This window comes from Citricoccus muralis, assembly GCF_029637705.1.
Classification (GTDB): Bacteria; Actinomycetota; Actinomycetes; order Actinomycetales; family Micrococcaceae; genus CmP2.
This window is the reverse complement of record NZ_CP121252.1, coordinates 2,489,054-2,511,580: the sequence shown is the minus strand read 5'-3', so window position 1 is coordinate 2,511,580 and position 22,527 is coordinate 2,489,054. Positions and strand designations below refer to the sequence as shown.

The 22,527-nt window shown below is 65.3% G+C and carries 22 protein-coding genes; 16 read left to right on the top strand and 6 right to left on the bottom strand.

The genetic code is table 11. The features are described 5' to 3' along the window. Positions 1 to 2: 2 nt before the first annotated feature. Genes P8192_RS11505 through P8192_RS11490 form a run of 4 tightly spaced genes read right to left on the bottom strand, consistent with a single transcriptional unit; the run spans position 3 to position 6,539 of the window. Complete coding sequence (locus P8192_RS11505; protein WP_278157182.1) at positions 3 to 1,805, bottom strand: ABC transporter ATP-binding protein; 1,803 nt, start codon at positions 1,803 to 1,805, stop codon at positions 3 to 5. Continuing rightward, positions 1,802 to 3,529, bottom strand: coding sequence for an ABC transporter ATP-binding protein (locus tag P8192_RS11500; RefSeq protein WP_278157181.1), 1,728 nt, complete (start codon positions 3,527 to 3,529; stop codon positions 1,802 to 1,804). Before P8192_RS11500 ends, P8192_RS11505 begins: the two co-directional genes overlap by 4 nt. Then, positions 3,526 to 4,437 (bottom strand): metallophosphoesterase, encoded by a 912-nt coding sequence (locus P8192_RS11495; RefSeq protein ID WP_278157180.1) that lies wholly within the window; start codon positions 4,435 to 4,437, stop codon positions 3,526 to 3,528. The genes P8192_RS11500 and P8192_RS11495 overlap by 4 nt, the downstream gene beginning before the upstream one ends. Continuing rightward, positions 4,434 to 6,539 carry a transglycosylase domain-containing protein gene (locus P8192_RS11490; protein WP_278157179.1) on the bottom strand — a complete coding sequence of 702 codons (2,106 nt, stop codon included), beginning with the start codon at positions 6,537 to 6,539 and terminating at the stop codon, positions 4,434 to 4,436. The genes P8192_RS11495 and P8192_RS11490 overlap by 4 nt, the downstream gene beginning before the upstream one ends. 110 nt (positions 6,540 to 6,649) lie before the next feature. Here P8192_RS11490 and P8192_RS11485 point away from each other — a divergent pair, with 110 nt between their 5' ends. Then, positions 6,650 to 6,820 carry a hypothetical protein gene (locus tag P8192_RS11485; protein WP_278157178.1) on the top strand — a complete coding sequence of 57 codons (171 nt, stop codon included), beginning with the start codon at positions 6,650 to 6,652 and terminating at the stop codon, positions 6,818 to 6,820. After that, on the top strand, positions 6,817 to 7,287 hold the full coding sequence (locus P8192_RS11480) for a RidA family protein (protein ID WP_270107338.1): 471 nt from the start codon (positions 6,817 to 6,819) through the stop codon (positions 7,285 to 7,287). Before P8192_RS11485 ends, P8192_RS11480 begins: the two co-directional genes overlap by 4 nt. A 96-nt stretch (positions 7,288 to 7,383) precedes the next feature. Here the strand turns inward: P8192_RS11480 and P8192_RS11475 are convergent, their stop codons facing one another. Further along, positions 7,384 to 8,061 carry a Crp/Fnr family transcriptional regulator gene (locus P8192_RS11475; protein WP_270107339.1) on the bottom strand — a complete coding sequence of 226 codons (678 nt, stop codon included), beginning with the start codon at positions 8,059 to 8,061 and terminating at the stop codon, positions 7,384 to 7,386. Between the two features lie 234 nt (positions 8,062 to 8,295). Here P8192_RS11475 and P8192_RS11470 point away from each other — a divergent pair, with 234 nt between their 5' ends. The 3 genes from P8192_RS11470 (at position 8,296) to P8192_RS11460 (ending at position 11,332) form a co-directional block, all read left to right on the top strand. Then, positions 8,296 to 9,483, top strand: a complete 1,188-nt coding sequence (locus tag P8192_RS11470; protein WP_278157177.1) for a MarP family serine protease — start codon at positions 8,296 to 8,298, stop codon at positions 9,481 to 9,483. Between the two features lie 92 nt (positions 9,484 to 9,575). Further along, the gene (locus P8192_RS11465; RefSeq protein WP_278157176.1) at positions 9,576 to 11,180 is read left to right on the top strand and encodes a sodium-dependent transporter; all 1,605 of its coding nucleotides are present in this window, start codon (positions 9,576 to 9,578) and stop codon (positions 11,178 to 11,180) included. Next, on the top strand, positions 11,177 to 11,332 hold the full coding sequence (locus tag P8192_RS11460) for a methionine/alanine import family NSS transporter small subunit (RefSeq protein ID WP_278157175.1): 156 nt from the start codon (positions 11,177 to 11,179) through the stop codon (positions 11,330 to 11,332). Before P8192_RS11465 ends, P8192_RS11460 begins: the two co-directional genes overlap by 4 nt. Before the next feature lie 92 nt (positions 11,333 to 11,424). On the opposite strand, the gene P8192_RS11455 is transcribed toward P8192_RS11460, so the two are convergent. Beyond that, on the bottom strand, positions 11,425 to 13,446 hold the full coding sequence (locus tag P8192_RS11455) for an acetate--CoA ligase (RefSeq protein ID WP_278157174.1): 2,022 nt from the start codon (positions 13,444 to 13,446) through the stop codon (positions 11,425 to 11,427). Between the two features lie 291 nt (positions 13,447 to 13,737). Here P8192_RS11455 and P8192_RS11450 point away from each other — a divergent pair, with 291 nt between their 5' ends. The 11 genes from P8192_RS11450 to P8192_RS11400 all read left to right on the top strand — a co-directional run bounded on the left by P8192_RS11450 (position 13,738) and on the right by P8192_RS11400 (position 22,415). Continuing rightward, positions 13,738 to 14,496, top strand: coding sequence for a hypothetical protein (locus P8192_RS11450; RefSeq protein ID WP_278157173.1), 759 nt, complete (start codon positions 13,738 to 13,740; stop codon positions 14,494 to 14,496). Further along, entirely contained in the window at positions 14,493 to 15,275 is a 783-nt protein-coding gene (gene nth, locus P8192_RS11445) for an endonuclease III (protein ID WP_278157172.1), read from the top strand. The genes P8192_RS11450 and nth overlap by 4 nt, the downstream gene beginning before the upstream one ends. Next, entirely contained in the window at positions 15,272 to 16,093 is an 822-nt protein-coding gene (locus P8192_RS11440; RefSeq protein ID WP_278157171.1) for an NUDIX hydrolase, read from the top strand. The genes nth and P8192_RS11440 overlap by 4 nt, the downstream gene beginning before the upstream one ends. A 58-nt stretch (positions 16,094 to 16,151) precedes the next feature. Then, on the top strand, positions 16,152 to 17,138 hold the full coding sequence (locus tag P8192_RS11435; protein WP_278157170.1) for a hypothetical protein: 987 nt from the start codon (positions 16,152 to 16,154) through the stop codon (positions 17,136 to 17,138). Then, a complete protein-coding gene (locus P8192_RS11430) occupies positions 17,138 to 18,355 on the top strand; it encodes a CpaF family protein (protein ID WP_278157169.1) in 1,218 nt (405 codons plus the stop codon). The genes P8192_RS11435 and P8192_RS11430 overlap by 1 nt, the downstream gene beginning before the upstream one ends. Further along, positions 18,352 to 18,990 (top strand): type II secretion system F family protein, encoded by a 639-nt coding sequence (locus tag P8192_RS11425; RefSeq protein ID WP_278157168.1) that lies wholly within the window; start codon positions 18,352 to 18,354, stop codon positions 18,988 to 18,990. The genes P8192_RS11430 and P8192_RS11425 overlap by 4 nt, the downstream gene beginning before the upstream one ends. Beyond that, on the top strand, positions 18,990 to 19,433 hold the full coding sequence (locus tag P8192_RS11420; RefSeq protein ID WP_270107350.1) for a type II secretion system F family protein: 444 nt from the start codon (positions 18,990 to 18,992) through the stop codon (positions 19,431 to 19,433). The genes P8192_RS11425 and P8192_RS11420 overlap by 1 nt, the downstream gene beginning before the upstream one ends. Positions 19,434 to 19,492: 59 nt before the next feature. After that, positions 19,493 to 19,684 carry a DUF4244 domain-containing protein gene (locus P8192_RS11415; protein ID WP_278157167.1) on the top strand — a complete coding sequence of 64 codons (192 nt, stop codon included), beginning with the start codon at positions 19,493 to 19,495 and terminating at the stop codon, positions 19,682 to 19,684. 94 nt (positions 19,685 to 19,778) lie between these two features. Further along, the gene (locus P8192_RS11410; protein ID WP_278157166.1) at positions 19,779 to 20,180 is read left to right on the top strand and encodes a TadE family type IV pilus minor pilin; all 402 of its coding nucleotides are present in this window, start codon (positions 19,779 to 19,781) and stop codon (positions 20,178 to 20,180) included. Beyond that, a complete protein-coding gene (locus tag P8192_RS11405) occupies positions 20,177 to 20,560 on the top strand; it encodes an Rv3654c family TadE-like protein (RefSeq protein ID WP_278157165.1) in 384 nt (127 codons plus the stop codon). The genes P8192_RS11410 and P8192_RS11405 overlap by 4 nt, the downstream gene beginning before the upstream one ends. A 748-nt stretch (positions 20,561 to 21,308) precedes the next feature. After that, positions 21,309 to 22,415 (top strand): hypothetical protein, encoded by a 1,107-nt coding sequence (locus P8192_RS11400; protein ID WP_278157164.1) that lies wholly within the window; start codon positions 21,309 to 21,311, stop codon positions 22,413 to 22,415. The last annotated feature ends 112 nt before the right edge of the window (positions 22,416 to 22,527 follow it).

Below are 22,527 nucleotides of genomic sequence, written 5' to 3'. Positions count from 1 at the left end.
ATTCAGTGCTGAGACTGCTCCCAAGCCCGGTGCAGTTCGGCGAACCGGCCGCCCTCGGCCAGCAGCTGTGCCGGGCTGCCATCCTCGACGATCCGGCCGTCGTCAATCACGAGCACCCGGTCGGCGGTGAGCACGGTGGAGAGCCGGTGGGCGATGATCAGCGCGGTGCGCGAACCCAGCAGCTGCTCCATGCCCGCCTGCACCGCCCGCTCGCTGGGCAGGTCCAGGGAGGCGGTGGCCTCGTCGAGAATGAGCACCGCCGGATCGGCCAGGAACGCGCGGGCGAAGGAAATCAGCTGGCGTTGCCCGGCGGAGACACCGCGGGCGGAGATGTCGGTGTCGTAGCCCAGCTCCGAGAGAAACTCGTGCGCGCCGACGGCGCGAGCAGCCGCCTCGATATCCTCCCGAGAGGCCCCCGGACGGCCGATCTCGATGTTCTCGGCAGCCGAACCGGAGAACAGGAACGCCTCCTGGGTCACCATCACCACTGCTTCGCGTAACTGCTCGTGGGAGATGTCGCGCAGCTCGACACCGTCGAGGGTGAGGCTGCCGGCGCTGACGTCGTAGAAGCGGGCGATCAGTTTCGCCAGCGTGGATTTTCCGGCACCCGTGGGTCCCACCACGGCCACGGTCTGCCCGGCCGGGATATCCAGGTCGAAGCGAGGCAGCACCGTACGGTCGGTGTAGCCGAACTCGGCGTCGGTGAAACGGAGATGCCCCTGGGCCTGCACCGGGGTGGGGTGCTCCGGATACTGCACGGTGGGGGTCTCCTCAAGCACCCCGGAGACCTTCTCGAGCGCGGCCGAGGCGGACTGGAAGGAGGAGTAGAACATGGCGACCTGCTCCATGGGCTGGAACACCCGCTTGCCAGCCAACAGCAGCGCCACCAGCACACCGATCTCCAGATCCCCGGCCACCACCCGGAACCCGCCGAAGAGCAGCAGAGCCACCACCGTGGCGTTGCCGATGAGCACCATGGTGGGCTGCAACACCCCGAACAGGCGCAGTGATTCCACCGTGTCATCGCGGTACTGCTCGGCCAGTTCCTCGTAGCGGTCGTCGTTGGCGCGGGCCCGACGGTAGGCCTGCACGGCGCGGATGCCGGTCATCGTCTCCACGAAGTGCACAATTGCCCGTGCCGAGGAGACCCGGGTGGCCCGGTAGACCACCTCGGAGCGTACCTGGTACCAGCGCACCAGCAGCGCCACCGGGATGAAAGCCCCGGCCAGCACCAGCCCCGACCACGGGTCGAGCAGAATAATGGAGGCCGCGGTGAAGCTCATGAAAATGAGGCCCGAAACAAGTGCGGCCACGCCCTGGTCGAGCAGCTCGCGCAGCGAGTCCAGATCGGAAGTTTGCCGAGAGATCACCTTTCCCGAGGTGTAGCGCTCGTGGAACTCCAGGGAGAGAACTTGGGTGTGTTCGAACACCTGCACCCGCAGAGCCAGCAACATCGCTTGCGAGACTTTGGCGGTCAGCCACAGGTAGAGACTCAGCCCCACGCCGGCCACTGCCCCGGTGAGCGCGTAGGCACCCCCGATCCCCAGTGCGGTGGGCACCGCGGAACCGTCGTTGGCTTCTATTCCGCGTTGCAGGGCGGGCAGCCCGGCGTCGATGGACCAGGCGATGAGCAGCGGGAACGCGGCCCGGGCGGCATTGGCGATCACGACGAGGACGACGACGACCAACAGCTTCCAGGCCACCGGCCGGGCCAGTGCGCCGAGTAGCCGCAGGGAGCGGCGCCGCACATGTTTGCGGTCCTCACGCGAGAGGTGGAGCTCTTCTTCTCCGCTGGTTCCGATCACAGCAGCTCCCGGTAGATCTCGGAGCGCATCTCATCCGGTGCGCCCACTTCCACGATGCGGCCCTCGTGCAGCACCGCCACTCGGTCGGCCAGGGCCACGGTGGAGCGGCGGTGGGCCACAATCAATACGGTGGTGTCGGCGAGCACTTCGCGCAGCCGGGCGGTGATCAGCTCCTCGGTGTGCACATCCACCGCCGAGAGCGGGTCGTCAAGCACCAGAATGTCGGGTCGGGCGGCAATCGCGCGGGCCAGGCTGAGGCGCTGCCGTTGCCCGCCGGAGAGGCTCAGCCCCTGCTCACCGATCTGAGTCTCAACGCCTTCGGGCAGGTCGTAGACGAAATCGGCGTGGGCGGTGTGCAGTGCGGTGTGCAGCATCTCCTCGTCGGCGGCGAGTAGCACGTTGTTGCGCACCGTGTCCGAAAACAAGGTCGGCTCCTCCAGGGCGATGGCCACCCGGGTGCGCAGCGTGTCCAGGCTCATCTCGCGCACGTCCACCCCGTCCACGAGCACCTGGCCGCCGGTGACGTCGTAGAGTCGAGGGGCCAGATGCGCCAGGGTGGATTTCCCGGAACCGGTCACACCCACCAGCGCCATGGTTTCGCCGGGGCGGACCTCCAGGTTCACGCTGAACAGGGCGGGTATGTGCCCGGCGTCGTCGGGTTCGGCGTCGGCGTAGTGGAATTCGGCACCCCGGAACTCGAGGCTGCCGCGTCGTGGTGGGGTCTGGGGCTGTGAGGGTTCGATGACGGCGGGCTGATCCATCACCTCGATGTGCCGGTCGATAGCGGTCTTGGCGGACAGCGCCATACCCATCAGCTGGCCCACCGATTCCACGGGCCCGGCCAGCACCATCGCGGTGGCGAAGAACGCAGCCAGCGCGCCCACGGTGAGCGAGCCGTCTGCGGTGAGGTACAGGCCGAGAGCCAGACTGATGCCGAGCACGATCTCCGGCAGGGCCACCACCAGACCGATGAATCGGGAGAGCACGGTGGCTTTGTGTACTTCGGTGCCGCGCAGTGTGTCGGCCTGGCTGCGGAACCCGTCGAGCGCCTCACCACTGCGCCCGAACGCTTTGAGCACCCGGATCCCGTGCACGGATTCTTCCACCGTGGTGGCGAGGTCGCCCGCCTGGTCCTGGGAAAGCCGTGAGGCGGCCCGGAAGTCGAGGCGGAACCCGAAGGAGCGCCACATGATCGGCACCGCGCCTAACAGGTACACGAGCGCGAGCTGCCAGGACAGCGAGAACATCAACCCCATGCCCACCAGGATGGTGATCACCGAGACAATGAACATGATGGTGCCGAACGCGATCCACCGGCGCAGCAGGTTCAGATCGGACACGGCCCGGGAAAGCAACTGTCCGGAGGGCCAGGCGTCGTGGAAAGACAGCGGCATCCTCTGCAGTCTCCGGTACAGCGCCACCCGGGCGCGGGTTTCGACCCCGGCGGCCGGTGGCAGTACGAAGAATCGGCGGGCGTAGATGAGTCCGGCCTCGGCCACACCTAGCACGGCCATGATGAGTGCGGCGGTCCACACCTGGGCGGAGCCGGCGTGCACGATGGAGTTCACGAGATGCTGGATGACTTGGGGGATCACCAGGGCCACGAGCGAGGCGGCCAGGGCGGCGGTCAGGCCCAGCGCCCAGCGCCAGCGCACCCCGTCGAGGTAGGGGCTGAGCCGGGCGATGGCCTGCCAGATGCTGCGTTCGGTGCTCTTCGCGGTCATCGTGGCATCAGGTCGATGACGACGGCTTCCGGCCGGCAGGCGATCCGGATCGGCGCCGCCGGAGCTGCGCCGATTCCGGCCGAGACGTTGAAGGGGGTGCCGTCCCACCAGTGCAGCCCGGAGGCGTAGCGGGTGGGCAGGTCACTGTTGGTGACCAATGCCCCGTAGAAGGGTAGACAGATCTGGCCGCCGTGGGTGTGCCCGGCCAGCATCAGATCGGCGCCATCGTCGCGCATCGCCTCCAGCACCCGCTGGTAGGGGGCGTGGGTGACGCCCAGCCGCAGGGCGGGGGAGTGTGCCGCAGCAAAGCCGGGCCAGCGGTCGAGATCCAGGTGCGGGTCGTCGGTGCCGGCGAAGTCAATTGCGGTGCCACCGAGGTTCACTCGGGCGGTGGTGTTGGTGAGGTTGAGCCAGCCGGCCTGCTCGAATGCTGCGAACAACTGGTCGCTGGGTAGACGGCGCCGGGCGAGCGCCTCGCGTTCTTCGCGATCGAAGTCGGCGGAGGAGGGGCCGGCGAAGTACTTGAACGGGTTGATCAGTGGTTTGGGCGCGTAGTAGTCGTTGGAGCCGGGCACGAAGATCCCGGGGCGGGCAAGCAGTGGTTCCATGGCCTCGAGCAGCAACGGGATGGATGCGGCGGAACCGATGTTGTCACCGGTGTTCACCACCAGGTCGGGCTGCAATGCGGCGTCGAGTTCGCGTAACCAGTGCAGTTTGAGCGTGTCTCGCGGCATCAGGTGGATGTCGGAGAGGTGGAGCACCCGCACCGGTGCAGCCCCGGCGGGTAGCAAGGGCAGCGTTTCCCGCCGCACCACGAAGCGGCGCGTCTCGTACACGCCGTAGGCCACCGTGGCGGCGGCCAGGGCGGCTACGGTGAGCGCTCCGGTGATGAGCGGGCGCCGAATCACCGCGAGCGGGGGTTGCCTGTGCCGGTGTCAGGCAGGGTGTTGGTCTCGTACTGGTCGGCCACCTGGCTCATGTAGTCCACCCACATCGGACCCGCAATAAGCGAGCCCCACACGTCGTCATAGGTGACCCCGCCGATGGTGCGACCGGTGAGCGCCTGCAGGTTGCGGTAGTTCCCGACCCAGGAGGCGGTGGTGAGCTGTGAGGTGTAGCCGATGAACCAGGTGGAGGACTCGAAGTTGTTGGTACCGGTCTTGCCGGCGATGTCGTAGTTGATGGAGCCCAGGGCGATGCGCTCGTCCGCGATGGCCTTGAGGGTGTGGTTGAGCTCGGAGATGTCCTCGGAGTTCAGTGCGTTCGAGTTGCACTGCACCGGAGGCACCTCATAACTGTTGCCGCTGCCATCGGTGACCTCGGCGATCGCCCGCGGTTCGCAGTAGGTGCCGCCGGAGCCCAGGGTCGAGTAGGCCGACGCCATCGTCATCGGTGAGACTTCCTCCGCGCCGAGCAGGAACGACGGTCGCTGTGGACTCAGCGGCTCGTCGTCGTCGGCGCGCTCGATACCAGCGGCGGTGGTGATGTCGGTGATGGCGCAGAGGTCCGTGGCATACGCCGTGGCGACGGTGGCGGTGTTGATGGACCAGAACAGCCCGTAGTCCACCCGCATGCGCTGCTTCATATCGGCGATGGCGTTGTTCACTTCCCACCCGTCGCCGTCCGTGTTGACCAGGGTCGCGCCACCGGGGCGGCAGTAGGCGGGGAACGCGGTGCCGTTGGCGTAGAAGTCGCGGGAGGCATCGACCTGGTCGCGCATGGACTTGCCGGAGCCGAGCCAGGCGAGGGCCACAAAAGGCTTCAGCGTCGAACCGGCTTGGAAGCCGTTGCCGCCACCCCACTGCTTGTCGACGTTGAAGTTCAGCGTCGTGTTGCCGTTGCCTTCGGCGGAACTGTAGGCGGTGTTCTGTGCCATGGCCCGAATGTTGCCCGAGTTCTGCTCCACGGTGATCAGCGCGGCGCCGATGTCGTCGCTCTCTTCGCGCGGCACCGACTGGTTGGCCTGCTCGGCGGCCACGCGCTGCAGATCCAGATCCAGGGTGGTCTTGATGGTCAGGCCACCGCGATCGAGGAGGCGCTGACGGGCGTCGGCATCGGGGCCGAAGGCCGGATCGGCCAGAATCTGGCGCTGCACGTAGTCGCAGAAGTATCCCGAACCAGCCACGGCCGAGGCACAGCCCGAGCGGACCGGGGTCTCATCGGTCACGATTTCAGAAGCGACCGCTTCCTCGTACTCTTCCTGCGTGATCTTGTCGTTGTTGAGCATCGTGTAGAGCACGGTGTCGCGACGGGATTTGGCCGCCTCGGGATTGTTGAGGGGGTTCAGGGCGTTGGGCGACTGCACCATGCCGGCCAGCAGGGCCGACTCCGGGATGTTCAGATCCGCGGCGTTCTTGTTGAAGAAGTAGCGAGATGCGGCTTCCACCCCATAGACACGACCGGAGAACAGGACGATGTTGAGGTATCCCTCGAGGATCTCGTCCTTGGTCATTTCCTTCTCGATGGCCACGGCGAGCTTCATCTCGCGCAACTTGTCCGGCACGGTCTTCTGTCCCGACACCGTGGTGCGCAGATCATTGAGGTTCTGGTAGTTCACCAGCACGTTGTTCACGTACTGCTGAGTCAGGGTTGATGCACCCTGCTGAGTGCTGGTGGTGAGGTTGTTGACGATCGCACGGGCCAGGCCCTGGCCGTCCACACCGCCGTGCTCATAGAAGCGCTCATCCTCGACGGAGATGATGGCGTCCTGCATGTGCTGGGAGATCTCGTCGAGGCTGACCGGGGTGCGGTCCTCAGCGTAGAACGTGGCCAGCACGGTGCCGTCGGCGGCCTCGACGGTCGAGGGTAGCGAGAGTGGCTCCTCCTGCAACTCCGCAGGAAGGTTGTCGAGCAGTTCACTGCCGGTGTTTGCGGCGGCGCCGCCCACCATGCCCAACGGCAGCATGAGCCCGGCAGCCAATGCGCCGCACAGGGCCGCGATTCCGAAGAACGCCACGACCTTGCCCAAAGTCGTGGCGGTGTCAAAGAAGGGTGAGCGGGATGAAGCCATGGCCACCATTGTACGGTCCGAACCTGAGCTCTGAATTTCATCAGAATCTGTGGTCGATTCTGACACGAGATGATCTGTTCCAGGACCGGACGTGCGGATAGGGTGGAGCCATGAGTGCACCACAAAAATGGGAATACGCCACGGTTCCCCTTCTGATCCATGCCACCAAGCAGATTCTCGACCAGTGGGGCGATGAGGGCTACGAGCTTGTCACCGTGATCCCGGGTCCCGACGGGTCCAACCCGGTGGCCTACATGAAGCGACCGAAGCAGGAGTCATGACCGAGACAAATCATCCCGAAGAACAGCTGAAGCAACTCGGCGTTGAGCTGCCTGCCGTCGCCGCCCCCGTGGCCGCCTATGTTCCGGCTGTCACCCAGGGAACCTTGGTGTACACCTCGGGCCAGCTGCCGTTTGTCGACGGCGCACTGCCGGCAACCGGCAAGGTGGGTGCGGAGGTCTCACCGGAGCAGGCCAAGGAGTTGGCGGCCCGGTGCGCCGTCAATGCGCTGGCGGCGGTGAAGTCCGTGATCGGTGACCTGGCCCGGGTGACCCGGGTGGTCAAGGTCGTCGGTTTCGTTTCGTCCGACCCGAGCTTCACCGGTCAGCCGCAGGTCATCAACGGGGCCTCCGAACTGCTCGGCGAGGTCTTCGGCGAGGCCGGCGTGCACGCGCGCTCTGCGGTAGGTGTTGCCGTGCTGCCGCTGGATTCCCCGGTGGAAGTCGAGATCGTCGTCGAATACGCCTGACCGTCGAAATCTTAAACCCGTCTAAACGAAGCGGGGTCCGCACCAGTTCATCTGGTGCGGACCCCGCTTCGTTGTAGCTGAGTTGTTGCTCGCTGATCAGCCGGCGCGCTGGCGCATGCGCTGCAGGTCAAGCACGACCACGGCGCGGTTCTCCAGGCGCAACCAACCGCGCTGCACGAACTCGGCCAGGGCTTTGTTCACGGTCTCGCGCGAAGCGCCGACCAGCTGGGCCAGCTCTTCCTGGGTGAGGTCGTGGGCCACCAGCAGGCCGTCGGCAGCCGGACGGCCGAAGCGGTCGGCCAGATCCAGGATGGCCTTGGCCACGCGGCCCGGCACATCCGAGAACACCAGGTCGGCCAGCGACTCGTTGGTCTTGGACAGACGGCGCGCCAGAGCGCCCAGCAACTGCATGGAGACCTCGGGGGTGGACTGGATGACCTTGCGCAGGTTCTCGTGCCGCAGACCGGCCAGTCGAGTAGCGGAGACGGCGGTGGCCGTGGCGGTACGAGGCGCCGGGTTGAACAGGGCCATCTCGCCGAACACCTCGCCGGGGCCGAGAATGGCCAGCAGGTTCTCTCGGCCGTCCGCGGCGGTGCGTCCCAGTTTGATCTTGCCCGACAGGATGACGTACAGCTGATCGCCGTCGTCGCCTTCGTGGAAGGCGGAAGCGCCGCGCGACAGCTCGACCTCGGTGAGCTCCGCGGTCAGTGCTGTGAAAACGTCGTCGTCAAGATGGGTGAACAACGGCGCGGTGCGCAGAACGTCCAAATCCATGGTGGGGGTCCTCTCAAATCTCGGCCGTGCTCTCCACGGCTGGTGACATCCCTAACATACTGTCTTATTTTCGGCCGGGACGTCCACCGCACAGGCCATTGGTGCCTGGGTTCACATTGAACACCCAGACTCGATCTGCGTGGCTCCACGAGTCCATTCAGGTTGAAACGATAGCCTCGTACGATGGCGGTGCGCTAGAAGGAGCCCCCGGAAGAGCCAGGGAAAGGAGACCGGATGGACGTGTTCGGACTGACCCTGCTCGACCTCGTGATGTTGCTCGCTCTCCTCGCCTTCTTCATTCACGGTTATCGTCGTGGCCTCTGGATCACCGCCGGACGGATGATCGGCTTCGTTGTGGGCGGAATTTCTGCCTTCTTCATGGTGCCGTGGATCATGACCTTGGTGCCCTCTCCCGGATGGCGATTGGCCGCCGTGTGGGCTTCGGTGCTGATGTTGGTCACTCTGGGCTGGTTCATTGGCGGTGGCCTGGGACGCGCGGTGCGGTTGCGGGTGAACCAGCCGGCACTGCGGGTGATCGACAAAGTGCTCGGCGCCGGCATCAACACCGCCATCGCCGCGGTGATGATCTCGATGGTCTCCTATTCGCTGGCCCAGCTCGGCGTGCCCGCGATGACCACCGCCATCAAGCAGTCCAAAGTCATCAGCACCGTGAATTCGCTGACCCCGGAAGCCACACAGGGGTTCTTCACGCAGTTGCGCTCAGAACTACTGGACGCTCATATGGTTCCGGAGCTAGCCCTGCCGGTGCAGGCGCCGCCGACCCCGGCCGAGCCCACCACCGCCCCGCCCAATGCAGAGATTGAGCGGGCCTCGTCCTCGACCGTGCGCATTACCGGCACCGCCTATGAGTGCGGTCAGAGCCAGACCGGGTCCGGGTTCGCCGTCGAGACGAATCGCGTGGTGACCAACGCGCACGTGGTGGCCGGGGTGACCGAGCCGCTGGTGGAGTCCCTGGACGGGGAGATCTACGTGGGCGAAGTGGTGCACTTCGATCCCAGTCGCGACCTCGCGGTGATTGCTTTTGACGGTGACATCGAGGCCCTCGACACCGGAGAACGCCTGGCCGAAGACGACGATGCCTATGTGCTCGGCTACCCGGCCGGCGGACCGTTCCGTATTGCGCCAGCCTCCGTGCAGGCGGTGGGGGAGGTGTCGATCAACACCATCTACGGTCAGGACGCGGAGCTGACCGACATCTACCAGCTCAACGCCGACGTGAAACAGGGCAACTCGGGTGGCCCGCTCGTCGACGAGCAGGGTGACGTGGTGGGCGTGGTGTTTGCCAAAGCCGCCTCCGACATCACCGTGGGCTACGCCATTACGGGCGAAGAAGCCGGTGATGTGCTGACCAATGCTGGCTCCTACACCGGCGCGGTCTCTACCGGCCAGTGCGTAGGCTAGATATACTGCTGAGGCCTGACCGTGTGGCAAACCTCACAAGTGGTTCGCAGAGGGTTGGGCTTTCATCACACCCGAAGCGGTAGGAGCACACCATGGCTGAACCAGCCATTTCATCCTCAGCGCAGATCAGCCCGGGACGTGTCCAGCGCGAGCAGTTCGCTGGCCGCTGGATGTTCATTATGGCGGCCATTGGCTCCGCCGTGGGTCTGGGTAATATCTGGCGCTTCCCCTACATCGCCTACGAGAACGGTGGCGGCGCCTTCGTCATCCCGTATCTGGTGGCGCTGCTGTCGGCGGGTATCCCGCTGCTGTTCTTCGACTACGCCATCGGCCACCGTTTCCGCGGTTCACCACCGTTGGCGTTCCGTCGCCTGCACAAATCCACCGAGGCGCTCGGCTGGTTCCAGGTGATGGTCTGCGTGATCATCGGTATCTACTACGCCGCGATCATTGGTTGGGCGATCTCCTACACCTGGTTCTCGGTCTCCGAGGCGTGGGGCGACGACCCGAACGGCTTCTTCTTCGGTCAGTACCTGAACATGGCTGAGGACGTGACTCCGACCCTGCAGATCGTGCCCGGCGTGTTCTGGCCGATGCTCGCCGTCTGGATCCTGTTGCTGATCATCCTCGGTATGGGCGTGCGCCGCGGCATCGCGATGGCTTCCATCATTGGTATCCCGGTTCTGGTGGTCATGTTCCTGGTGCTGGTCGTCATCGCGTTGACCCTCGACGGGGCAACCAGTGGCCTGGAAGCCCTGTTCACCCCGAACTGGGAGGCCCTGACGCATCCGGGCGTGTGGGTGGCTGCCTATGGGCAGATCTTCTTCTCGCTGTCCGTGGGCTTCGGCATCATGATCACCTACTCGTCTTACCTGAAGCGTCGCACGAACCTCACCGGCTCCGGCCTGGTGGTCGGGTTCTCGAACTCCGGTTTCGAAGTGCTGGCCGGTATCGGCGTGTTCTCGGCGCTGGGCTTCATGGCCCAAGCCTCCGGTGTGGGTATCACCGACGTCGTCGACGCGGGTATTGGTCTGGCATTCATCGCGTTCCCGGCGCTGATCTCCGAGGCTCCGGGTGGGCTCGGCCCGCTCATCGGGGTGCTCTTCTTCGGCTCCCTGGTCTTCGCCGGGTTCACCTCGTTGGTCTCGATCCTCGAAGTCGTGATCTCCGCGGTGAAGGACAAGACCGGGCTCTCGCGCTGGACCGTGGTGCTCACCGTGGGCACCGCCTGCGCTATCGCCTCGCTGTTGCTGCTGGGCACCACCACCGGCCTGCCGATGCTCGACACCACCGACGCGTTCACCAACAACGTCGGCATTGTTGGCGGCGCGCTGGTCTCGGTGATCATCGTCGCCTGGATCGTGCGACGGCTGCGCCCCTTGGTCGACCACCTCAACGCGGTGTCATCCTTCCGGCTGGGCCCGGTATACAAGGTGCTCATCGCCGTGGTCATGCCGGTGGTGCTGGGCTACATGGTCATCGCCTACCTGGTCGAGCGCGTTCAAGAGGGCTACGGTGGTTACCCGGACTGGTATGTGAACACGTTCGGCTGGGGCATGATGGCCATGCTGGTCGTGGTCGCCGTCGTGCTGTCGTTCGTGCCGTGGGCCCGTAATTCGGCGCTACATGTGGAAGACAATCCCAACCTGACCGATGACGAGGACGAAGCGTCCGAACTGGAAGGAGCTCAGCGATGAGTGCGATTTCGATCGTCATGATGATCATCATGCTGGGGACCATTTGGGGCGGCATGGTGGTCGCCATGATCCACCTACTGCGCCACCCCGACGAGACCTCCGGCACCGACGGTGAACGCCGGGCTGCTGCGGCTCAGGCGGCTGAGCAGTAAACACCAACAGTCAAACAATAAGGGGCGGGCATCTCCGGTGAGGAGGTGCCCGCCCCTTCGTGGTGGGGAATGAGCTGGAGAGGTGAGCCGGGTTAGTCCTGACGCAGCGATTCGGCGATCTGCTGCATGATCGTCGGATCCGACAGAGTCGAAGCGTCACCCGGATCGCGGCCCTCGGCCACATCCTTGAGCAGGCGGCGCATGATCTTCCCGGAGCGGGTCTTCGGCAGCTCCGGAACCACCAGCACGTGCTTCGGCTTGGCGATCGGGCCAATCTCCGAAGCCACATGTGCGCGCAGCAGCTGGTCGGCCTCGCCGGCATTGATGCCGGACTGGGACTCGGTGAGGATCACGAACGCCACGACCGCTTCCCCCGTGGTGGCATCCTTTGCGCCCACCACGGCGGCCTCGGCCACCAGCTCGTGAGACACCAGTGCTGACTCGATCTCGGTGGTGGAGAGTCGGTGCCCGGACACGTTCATCACGTCATCCACGCGGCCCAGCAGCCAGATGTCCCCGTCGTCGTCGCGGCGGGCGCCGTCACCGGCAAAGTACATGCCGTCGAAGCGCGACCAGTACGTCTCCTTGAACCGCTCCGGGTTGCCCCAGATGCCGCGCAGCATGGACGGCCACGGATCGCGGACCACCAGGAACCCGCCCGAGGTGGTGTCCAGGCTCTGGCCGGCGTCATCGACGACGTCCACGGTAATCCCGGGCACCGGGCGCTGAGCCGAACCGGGTTTGGTGGCCACCACCCCGGGCAGCGGGGTAAGCATGTGGGCCCCGGTTTCGGTCTGCCACCAGGTGTCCACGATCGGGGCGGGGTGCTCCTTGCGCGGGCCCGGGGTGACGGAACCGTCGTCGTTTTTCGTGCCCGCACCGTTATTGGAGCCGATCACATCGCGGTACCACATCCACGCCTCGGGGTTGATGGCCTCACCGACGGTGCCGAGCACGCGCAGCGAGGACAGATCAAAGGTATCCGGGATCTCGCGACCCCACTTCATGCAGGTGCGGATCGCGGTGGGAGCGGTGTAGATCTGGGTGATCTTGTATTTCTCGACGATCTCCCACCAGCGGCCCTTGTGCGGGGTATCCGGGGTGCCCTCGTAAATCACTTGGGTGGCGCCGTTGACCAGCGGAGCGTAGGTGACGTAAGAGTGCCCGGTCACCCATCCCACATCGGCGGTGCACCAGTAGACGTCGGTCTCCGGCTTCAGGTCGAAGGTGTCGTGGTGGGTGACGGCGGTCTGCACCAGATAGCCGCCGGTGGTGTGCAGGATGCCCTTGGGCTTGCCGGTGGTGCCGGAGGTGTAGAGGATGAACAGCGGGTGCTCGGCGTCGTGCCAGACCAGCTCGTGCTCGTCGGAGGCGCCAGAGACCACATCGTGCCACCAGACGTCGCGCTCCGGGGTCATCTCGATGTCTTCGCCGTTGCGCTGAACCACGACGACGTGGCCCACGGTGGAGGCCTCGGTGTCATCGGCGGCGGCCTTCGGGGAGAGCGCCTCATCCACCGCAGGCTTCAGCAGCGAGGGCTTGCCGCGTCGGTAGGAGCCATCGGCGGTGACGACCAGTTTCGCCTCGGCGTCGTCGATACGTGAGCGCAGCGCCTCGGCCGAGAAACCGCCGAACACCACCGAGTGCACCGCACCGATGCGGGCACAGGCGAGCATGGTGATGACTGCTTCCGGGATCATCGGCAGGTAAACAGCGACCCGGTCGCCCTTGGCCACGCCTAGGGACTCGAAAGCGTTGGCGGCACGGCGCACCTCGGCAGCCAGTTCGGTGTAGGTCCAGGTGCGGGTGTCGCCCGGTTCGCCCTCAAAGTGAATGGCCACCCGGTCACCGAGGCCGGCCTCAACGTGCCGGTCCAGAGCGTTGTACGCGGCGTTGGTGGTGCCGCCAACGAACCACTGCGCGAAGGGCGGGTTGGACCAGTCCAGGGTTTCGGTGAAGTCCTGCTCCCAGTGGAGTACCTCGCGGGCGCGGCGGGCCCAGTAGGCCAGGCGGTCCTGGTTGGCCTCGTCGTAGAGCTCGGCCCCGGCCACCGCCTGAGAGGCGAATTCCTCTGTGGGCGGGAACGTGCGAGTTTCGTGCATCAGATTGTCCATCTGAACTCCTTCGTGCATCGCGGTGCGGGATCACGATGTAACCGAGGTCACATCTGGTTCGTGGTTCACTTTAGTCCGCCGTCCTGCGCCCGAGGCAACGAGCGGGTCACACTCGTCGGATAGGCGGTAGGGATCATGCGGCAGACGGCGCCCTCTGCCCAACTGTGGGGCCGCAGTCGCGAGCTGGACCCAGTGCAACGCGGCCGCAACGAGAATGCAACAATGGTGGTGGCGACGACGCGTTCCCTACGCGCGCCACAGACTTCAGCAGATGACAACGTGGAGATGACGATGACGGAACAGACCGGCGGAGCGGCCCGAGAGTCGACGACGACGCGGCTGCTGTCCCGACGCAGCTGGAGCGTGCTTGCCGCCTCCATCGTGGTGCTGGTCGGTGGGATGTGGCCGCTGATGAGCTACGTCGTTATCGTGTCGCGGTACTCCTTCGACTTTGAGGGCTTAAGCGTGTGGCGTCAGCACTGGGTATTGATGCTGTTGCTGGGCGTGGTGGCTCCACTGATGGTGATGGGGGTGACCCTGGCGCACGAGAGAATGTCCTCGGTGCGCGAGCTGCGGGTGGGCACGCTGAGCCTGCCACAACTGGCGCGGGTGTTGAGCTGGATGATCTGCACCTGGTTTGCCGTGTTGTTGATCACCGCCTCGGGGCCCATGTTCGGGTTGTCCACGGCGGTGCTGCTGGTGGGCCTGGTGGGCTCGGTGGCGCTCGTAGTGGTACTGACCATTTCCGGGCAACGGGTGCAACAACTCCAAGCTCAGTTCGAGGAGCGTCGACGCACGGCACAGCCAGGTCAGCCCACACAGCCAGCCCCGTCTGAGCAGCCTGCACAACCAGCCCAACCGCAGGCTGGCGCCTTCTGGTTTGCGGTGCCCAACGAGCGGCGCACCGAGGGCGAACACGGCTTTGTGTTGCCCGCCGGCGAATGGATTCTGGCACTGGAAGACCGCGGCGACACCTTCCTGGTGCAGGCACCCAACGGTCGTCAGGGTGTGCTGGCTGACCTTGACGGGGTGGAGCGAGCCCGGTCATGACCGACGAAACCCCGCTGGCCAGGACACGTCGCGCCCGGAAAATCTACCGGGTGCTCGGCGAAACCTACCCCTATGCGGAGGCCGAACTGGACTTCACCACACCCTTCGAACTGTTGGTGGCCACCGTGCTCTCCGCCCAGACCACCGATGTGCGCGTCAACGCGGTGACCCCCGGACTGTTCGCCCGCTTCCCGGATGCCGAAGCCATGGCCCATGCCGATGAGCGGGAACTACAGGAACTGGTGCGTCCCACCGGTTTCTACAAGAACAAAGCCTCCGCGGTGCTGCGACTCTCCCGCGCCCTGGTGGAACACCACGACGGCGAGGTGCCTGGCCGTCTCGAAGAGTTGGTCGCCCTGCCCGGGGTGGGACGCAAAACGGCGTTCGTGGTGCTCGGCAACGCCTTCGGCCGCCCTGGGATCACGGTGGACACCCACTTCGGCCGGCTGGCTCGGCGCTTCGGCTGGACGGGCTCCCAAGATCCAGAAAAGGTGGAACGCGACGTCGCCGAACTCTTCGAGCCGCGTGACTGGACCGCCCTGTCGAACCGGGTGGTCTTCCACGGTCGGCGCATCTGCCACGCCCGACGCCCCGCCTGCGGGGTGTGCCCGGTGGCCCGCTGGTGTCCGAGTTTCGGCGACGGCGAAACCAACCCGGACAGCGCCCGCGCCCTGCTGAAATACGAGCTGGCGCCGGGCCGCGAAGAACTCCACGCTCGCCTGCTGGCCGGTGACCGCCGCGCCCAGTTGCGGGCAGAAGGGTACCCGATGCAGCCATGAGTCAAGACACCCAGCCCGCCGAACTCGACGGCGCCCTCGCTGACCTAGCTGCCCTAGTGGGCACCTATGGCACCCTGCACCGCAAACTCAACGCCTCGCGCATCCCGCTTAACGGGCGGCTGCCCGAATCCAGCCTGGGCTGGGACTTCAGCCGGTTCCAGGTGCAAGACCCCCGAGCCTCAGCCGTGCTCATCCTCTTTGGCGCCCTCGACGACGTGCCCTCCCGCTACCAGGATGCGCCCGTGCCGGAAGAACTCGACGTGCTGCTCACCCAGCGCGCCCTCACCCTGCGCAAACACCCCGGGCAGATCTCCTTCCCCGGCGGCGCCCGCGACCCCGAAGACCCCAGCGCGATAGCCTGTGCTCTCCGCGAAGCCGAAGAAGAAACCGCCCTCGATCAAGCGGGTGTCCACGTGCTGGGCACTCTGCCCGAGGTGCCACTGACGGTATCCAACTTCATGGTGACCCCCGTGGTGGGCTGGTGGGACCGGCCCAGCGAAGTTGCCGTCGTCGATCGGGCCGAAGCCACCCGGGTGTTCCGGGTGCCGGTGGCCGACCTCATCGACCCCGAGCGCCGGGTGAGCGCCCAGCGCCGCTTCGGTTCTGGGCCCACCGGCCACGTGTTTACCTCACCGGCGTTCATGGTGGGCGGCACCCTGGTGTGGGGTTTCACCGCGATCCTGCTCGACAGGATGCTGGATTTGCTCGGCTGGGCCCAGCCCTGGCAGCGCGACCGCTATGTGGACGTCACCGACTGGGACGCCACCCGGCCGCTGCCCGACGTCGCTCCTCCACAGCCCGGCCACGCCCGCGACTGATCCACAGGCGCCCCCGGCGCCACCGCGCTGATCCGGCCCCGGATCGCACAGTGGAGGCATGACACCCCAGCAGCCAGACCTCCCCGCACTGCCCACCCTGGCGATCACCGTGCCCTGGCCGGTTCCGCCGCTGCAGCCGGTCACCTCCGAACCGCTCATCACCCTGTGCGCCTGCGCGGTCGCCGCGGCTGCGGTGCCGAGGATTTGCGGGCTCACCTCCCCGGTTCCCGAGGACGCGCTCGGTGTGGTGGAACTGCGCGTCGACGGTTCCGCTGTGTTTCAAAGGCGCACCTGGCGGCTACCTCGCGACGCCGAAGAACTCACCGCGCAACTGGGACAGCTTACCGAGCCGGCTGCCCCCGGTATCTTCGAGGTCTCCGGTATTTCTGCCCATGCCCGCTGCGTGGCCATGGTGCACCTGAGCGGTGACGACCAGTGGCCCGACTTCAGCCGCCACGTCGCCTCCGTGCTGGGCCCCTCGCCCTTCCTGCTCACCGCCCGCCCCGGCCCCGGGACCACCCTGGCCGAACTCTGCGCGGTGATCGACCGCGGTGAACGGCTTAGCCTCGCCGCCCTGAGACGCTGGACCGAGCGCATCGACACCGTCTCCGTGATCCGAATAACCGGGGGAGAGCCGGTTGATCTGGACCTCTGCTCCCGGCAACTGGACCAGGTGGTGCCACTGCTGGCCGAACACGGTGTCGTCATCGACTGCGGGGACCATCTCGAGTTGGCCCGCCGCGCACCGGCCGAACCCATCCTGTGCGTAGACACCGATTCGGCCCTGGCCATGCTCACCGAAGCGACTCTTCAGGATCCGCTGCACCGGGAACTGGCCGAACCACGGCGGTCCTGGCGGGTCTTCACCCCCGCCACCCACCGGGACCGGTTGCTCCCCAAAGCTCCGCGCCGCCAACTGCGCCGCCGCCGACTCTTCAACGCGGTTCTGCTCGAACTACCCGTCGCCTTGACCACCGACCGCTCCGGACGCCGTGCCCGGGATCGCGCCCTGAACGCCCTACGCCAGGAATGGGTGGGTGGCTGATGTCGCGCGCCTTCGTTCCCGCGGCCCCGTCACCCGCGCCAGCACTCACCTCCAACGCCGCCCGCGACTGGGCCGCACTGCGTGCCGCCTCCACCCCGGACGCCAGCGCCACCCGTATGGCCAGCACCCACGGGGTCACCCCGCCTGGCCCGGAAGTGAGCGCCGAAGCCGTGCTGCGCCACACGCCGACGCTGAGCTATGCACAAGCTCGGCAACGCATGCAGGACGTCGACGACGCCTTGGTGGGGCTCGGACCGCTGGCCGGATGGGCCCGCACCGAGGGCATCACTGACCTCATGATCGACGCCGCCGGGCAACTCTGGACCGACGGCGCCGACGGGCTGCAACAGCGTGCCGAGATCCTTGACGCCGACACCGTCCAAGCGCTCGCGGTCCGCCTGCTACACCAGGCCGGACGCCGCCTCGACGCAGGGCAGCCCTTCGCCGACGCCCAGATCGGCGGCTCCCGAGTCCATGCCGTCCTGCCGCCCATCAGCACCGCACCTCAGTTGAGCATCCGACTACCCTCCCCGGGTGTCACCCTGGAGACTCTGAGCGCCTCCTGGCCACACCGGGAGCAGTGGCTGTCCCTGCTCCGGCACCTCGTTCAGGCCCACGCCACGCTGCTCGTCAGCGGGGCCACCGGCTCCGGAAAAACCACCCTGATGGCTGCACTGTTGGGGCTCGCCGACGCTCAGGAACGTCTCATCACCGTGGAGGACACCCGGGAGCTGCGCATCCAGCACCCCCACGTGGTGTCCCTGCAAACCCGCGAACCCAACGCCGAAGGCGGCGGACGCATCACCCTGGCCGATCTGATCCGGCAGGCGCTGCGCATGCGTCCCGACCGGTTGATCATCGGCGAGTGCCGCGGCGCCGAAATCGGAGAGTTCCTCGCCGCACTCAACACCGGGCACCGCGGGGCGATCGGCACCCTGCACGCCAACTCCGTCCACGACGTGCCCGCCCGCCTCCACGCCATGGGAGCACTGGCCGGACTGGAAGCCACCGCCCTGCGCCTCCAGGCCCGCTCCGCAATTGATGCAGTCATCCACCTGGGACGCAGCCACACCCACGGCAGGCACCCGGTAGAACTCGGGGTGCTCGAACCCAGCAACGACCCGGAAGCGCCGCTGCGCATGATCACCGCCATACGGGTCGAGGAACACCGCATCCTCGAAGGCCCCGGCCTACACCTGCTGGAAGACGCATCATGACTGCACCCACCCCGCTCCAGCGTCTCCCCGAAGCCTGGCGAGTCTGGCGTGCCGCCCGTACCGGCGCACCTACCGAAACCTTCATCGGCATGCTCCGTCAGGCCTCCGCCCTGCTGTCTGCCGGGCGCTCGGTGCACACCGTCTGGCAAGAACTAGCCGACCTGCACGAGCCCTGCCCCCGGCCAGCAGGCACCGAGGCGGGGGAGAGCTGCTGCCTGCACCACGTGCTGCGCCGCCAAAACTCAGCCCTGTTGCGCGGCACCGCCCTCTTCGACGACGTCACCGGCCCCGGACCAGCCGAACACTGGGCACAACTGGCCGGATGCCTGCGGCTCTGTTCCGCCACCGGCATGCCCGTCGCCCTGGTCCTCACCCGCCTCGCCGACGCCCTCGACGCCGGAGAAGACGCCCACCAGGCCCGCGAAGCCGCCGCCGCCGGTCCCAAATCCACCGCCCAGTTACTGGGCTGGCTGCCCGCCGCCGGACTCGGCATGTCCGCGATGCTCGGCACCACCGTGTTCGACCTCCTGGTGCACCCCGCCGGCTGGGCACTACTCGGGGTCGGTGCCGGCCTCGCCGTGGCCGGTCGCCGCTGGACGGCCTCCATGATCCGTTCCACCCAGGAGGCGTACTGATGACGACCACGCAGCATGAGCCCAAACAGAGTGTCGATGCAGCCCTCGCCCTGGACGTGATGGCCGGGATGCTCATCGCCGGTCAGCCCCTGACCACCGCCCTGGGACTGCTCGGCCAGCACCTGCCTGGATGTGCCCCGCTCACCCAGGTCTCCGCCCGACTCGGCTACGGCCTTGACTGGCAACAATCCTGGGCGCCCATCGACGACGACCGAGAACTGACCGCGCTGCGCGACGAACTCGATTTCGCCGCCCGCTCCCAGGTCGCCAGCGCCGACGTACTGCAATCGGCTGCCTCAACCCTGCGCCGGAACCGGCGCCGACGCGCCGAAAAGTTGGCGTCCGAGCTCGGCATCCGACTCGTGCTGCCGCTGGGCGCCTGCCTGCTGCCCTCTTTCATCTGCCTGGGCGTGATCCCGCTGGTGATCGCCCTGTTGCCGTGACCCACAACTGAATATCGCGCAGAACCCAACCAACACACCCCTCAACCAAGGAGAACATCATGTCCACCACCCTGACCGACCAGACCTACACCGGCCTCGACCTGTCCGCTGACGACGGCGCCCAGACCGCGGAATATGGCATCGTCACGCTCGCCGCTGTCGGTTTCGCCGGCGTTCTCGCCCTGGTGCTGTCTTCCGGGGCAGTGCAGTCGCTGCTCACCGGGCTGGTCGAGAAGGCGCTGTCCTTCTGATCCGTCCGATTCCATCGCCTCGTTGTGCCGGGCGTTCCCCGTGAGCGCCCGGCACGGCGGGATCGGCCTTAGCACCAGATGAAGGAGCCCTGTGATGCGACGTCACCCTCGAAATCTGTCTCGCCAGCGATCCCCTGGTATCACCTGCACCGCCGACGCCGGATCCGCCACCGCCGAATATGCCGTGCTGCTGCCTGCGGCCGCCTTGGTACTGGCTGCGACGGTCAACATTGCAGTCATCGGCATCCACCAGGTCCGCATGGAAGAAGCCGCCGCCGCGGCGGCACGTCAACTCGCCCGCGGGGAAGACACGTCCACGATCACCGCCACCGTGCACACCATGGCCGGAGCTGATACCTCCGTCGGAACCTCGACGTCGGGGGAATGGGCCAGCGTTCAGCTCAGCAAAGCAGCACCCGGCCCCGCCTCCTGGTTGCCCCGATTCCAACTCGAAGCCGAAGGTCACGCACCCCAACAATGGACGGTGCACCCGTGACGAATATTCTGCATCACGACGACGCCGGATCCGGCACGATCACCATGCTCGCCACCCTGGCCGTCGCACTCACGCTCCTCACCGGCGCCGCGACCCTCAACCACGCAGCCATCGCCGCTGCGAAAGCCGCCGCAGCCGCAGATCTGGCCGCCCTGGCAGCCTCTGATGCTGACCGTGGATTGATGCTCGCCGACCCGTGTGCCCTGGCCGAAAATACCGTTGCTCGTCACTCGGCCCAACTGGAATCTTGTGACATTGAGGGCGATGGCGTGGTCCGGATCCGCACCGTGGTGGAAACCCGCCTGCCCCTCTGGAACGCCACGGGTGAAGCCCGCGCCGGACCCCCGCCGACCGGTGACAAATTTTTGGAGAACTCGTAGGGTGAAGTGATGGGACACCACTCACGGCACCGCACCTGGTCGAAAAGTGATTCACCTTCCGGATGGCTGGGCGCGGAGCAATACCAACGTCGTGATCGTTCCGGACCCGGACGCGAGTGAACAAAGCGTTACCGGGTCACTCTCTGGCCGTGGGATCTGGGACGACAAAGACATCACTCTGGAACGCGCTATGTCGAGCGAATGAACGTCGTTAGCTCACGGGCGCAACCAACGCGATCTTGAGCATAAAGTGTCGTCGAGCCGAGCCGGCGGTTAATCGGGCCACATTCGCTCCTTGTGCAGATTCTCATCCCTCTCGGTGTGGCACGAATGAATGGCAAAGAGTTATTCGCGGTTGAACCCCTTCGTGATACGAGAGCCACTGGACTCGTCTTCCAGCAACCCGATGTGAGAGCCGTGTCGGTTCGTGAAGTACGGAACCGTCACCGGAGGATCCGTGGAATCGCTGTATGAGATTGGAATAGATCTGCTTCGCATGAATGTCAACTGACTATTATCTCTTCGCTATGTCGCAGTCCTCGAGAGAAGCGATCACCGTCTTGCGTCATATTCGAGCGCATCTGGACACATACAAAAATGAACCATCTCTCATCAGTAACCTGTGTATGAGCTGTGCACTTTCTGATTACTGCCTTCATGCTCGATGGTCAACACTTAGGGAAGAAAAATGGATAGTCGTTCTGGTCGAGAAGGGTCGGGGGAACCCGCAGGGGAGGGCGCTGAAAGATTGGAATTGTCTGATGCGGAAGCCCTAACCGGAATCGATCCAGGTTCAAAGGTCGAAAAGCAAAACAAGAGACGACCCTGGGTTATCTTCGCCGGCTCATTCGCATTGTTCATCGCCATAGTGGCGGTGGGCGTGGTGTTACTGCGGTCTAACGCCCAAATTGTCGATGAATACGCTGCAACCAAAGAGGACTTGGAATCGCGCGTTGACAGGGCGACTTCCCTGTTGGACGAGTCTGACTACTTGAGCGAGTCGATCGCAAGCGAACTTAGGCAACACCTTGAAAAAGGGGAGGAACTGCTTGCGCGGGATTCGCCGAACATATTCAGTTTCACCGCTTCGTCAGAACTAGACGACATCCAGTCCCAGCTCAAGGCGCTGGGCACGCCAATGAGGGCACTCTCGAACGCAGAACAAGATCGCAAGCACTATGAGGCTGCAAAGGAATCATCTAGTGAGGTTCACGTACTTGCTAGTGGCACGGTAGCAGACTTCGGTGAGAAGGTGCTGGACGATTCTTTGGTCGCCACGTTGAACGAAGACCTGAAGAAACTTCGCGAGGCATTAGACCAGGAATGGCCTGCTGGTGATTCTGAGTGGTTCAGCACGAGTCGGGACGAGATTGATGCTGCGTCCGAGGCCGTCACCGCCAGCGAGGAATTGGTAAAGCAGGACCATGAGCGTTGGCTGGAAGAAGAAGAAAAGAAGAAGGCCGAAGAAGCCGCAGAAGCCGAGCGTCAAGCTCTAAAGGATCCTAGCAACTACAAGCAAATATCTGACCGTAACTGGACCCTTGTGGAGCGAGCCCCAGATTCGCATGAAGACGAAAAGTATGTCGTTTACGGTCGTGTGACACAGGCAGATTCTGCAACAGGCTCGTTCGCGATTCGCGTGGACACATCGGGTTCGCAACAGAGGAGAGCGTACTCCTACGACGTCAACACGATGGTAGCCGCCGGCGAATCCGGAATGTTTGATGAAGTTGTATCGGGAGACATTGTGAAGTTGCTCGTGGAAGTGAACGGGTCCCTTTCGTATGAGTCGACGTTGGGTGCCACCATCACGGCGCTTTCCGTAACTGCACATGGTGTGGAAGTCATCGGGTAGTGCAAGTTACGTTTTCATTGGTGGCACTCAAATCAAACCCAAGTCCTTGACGAATCCAGGCATCTTGGGCAGATACTGAGGCAATCCGACGTCATGCAGTGACCTCACCGAC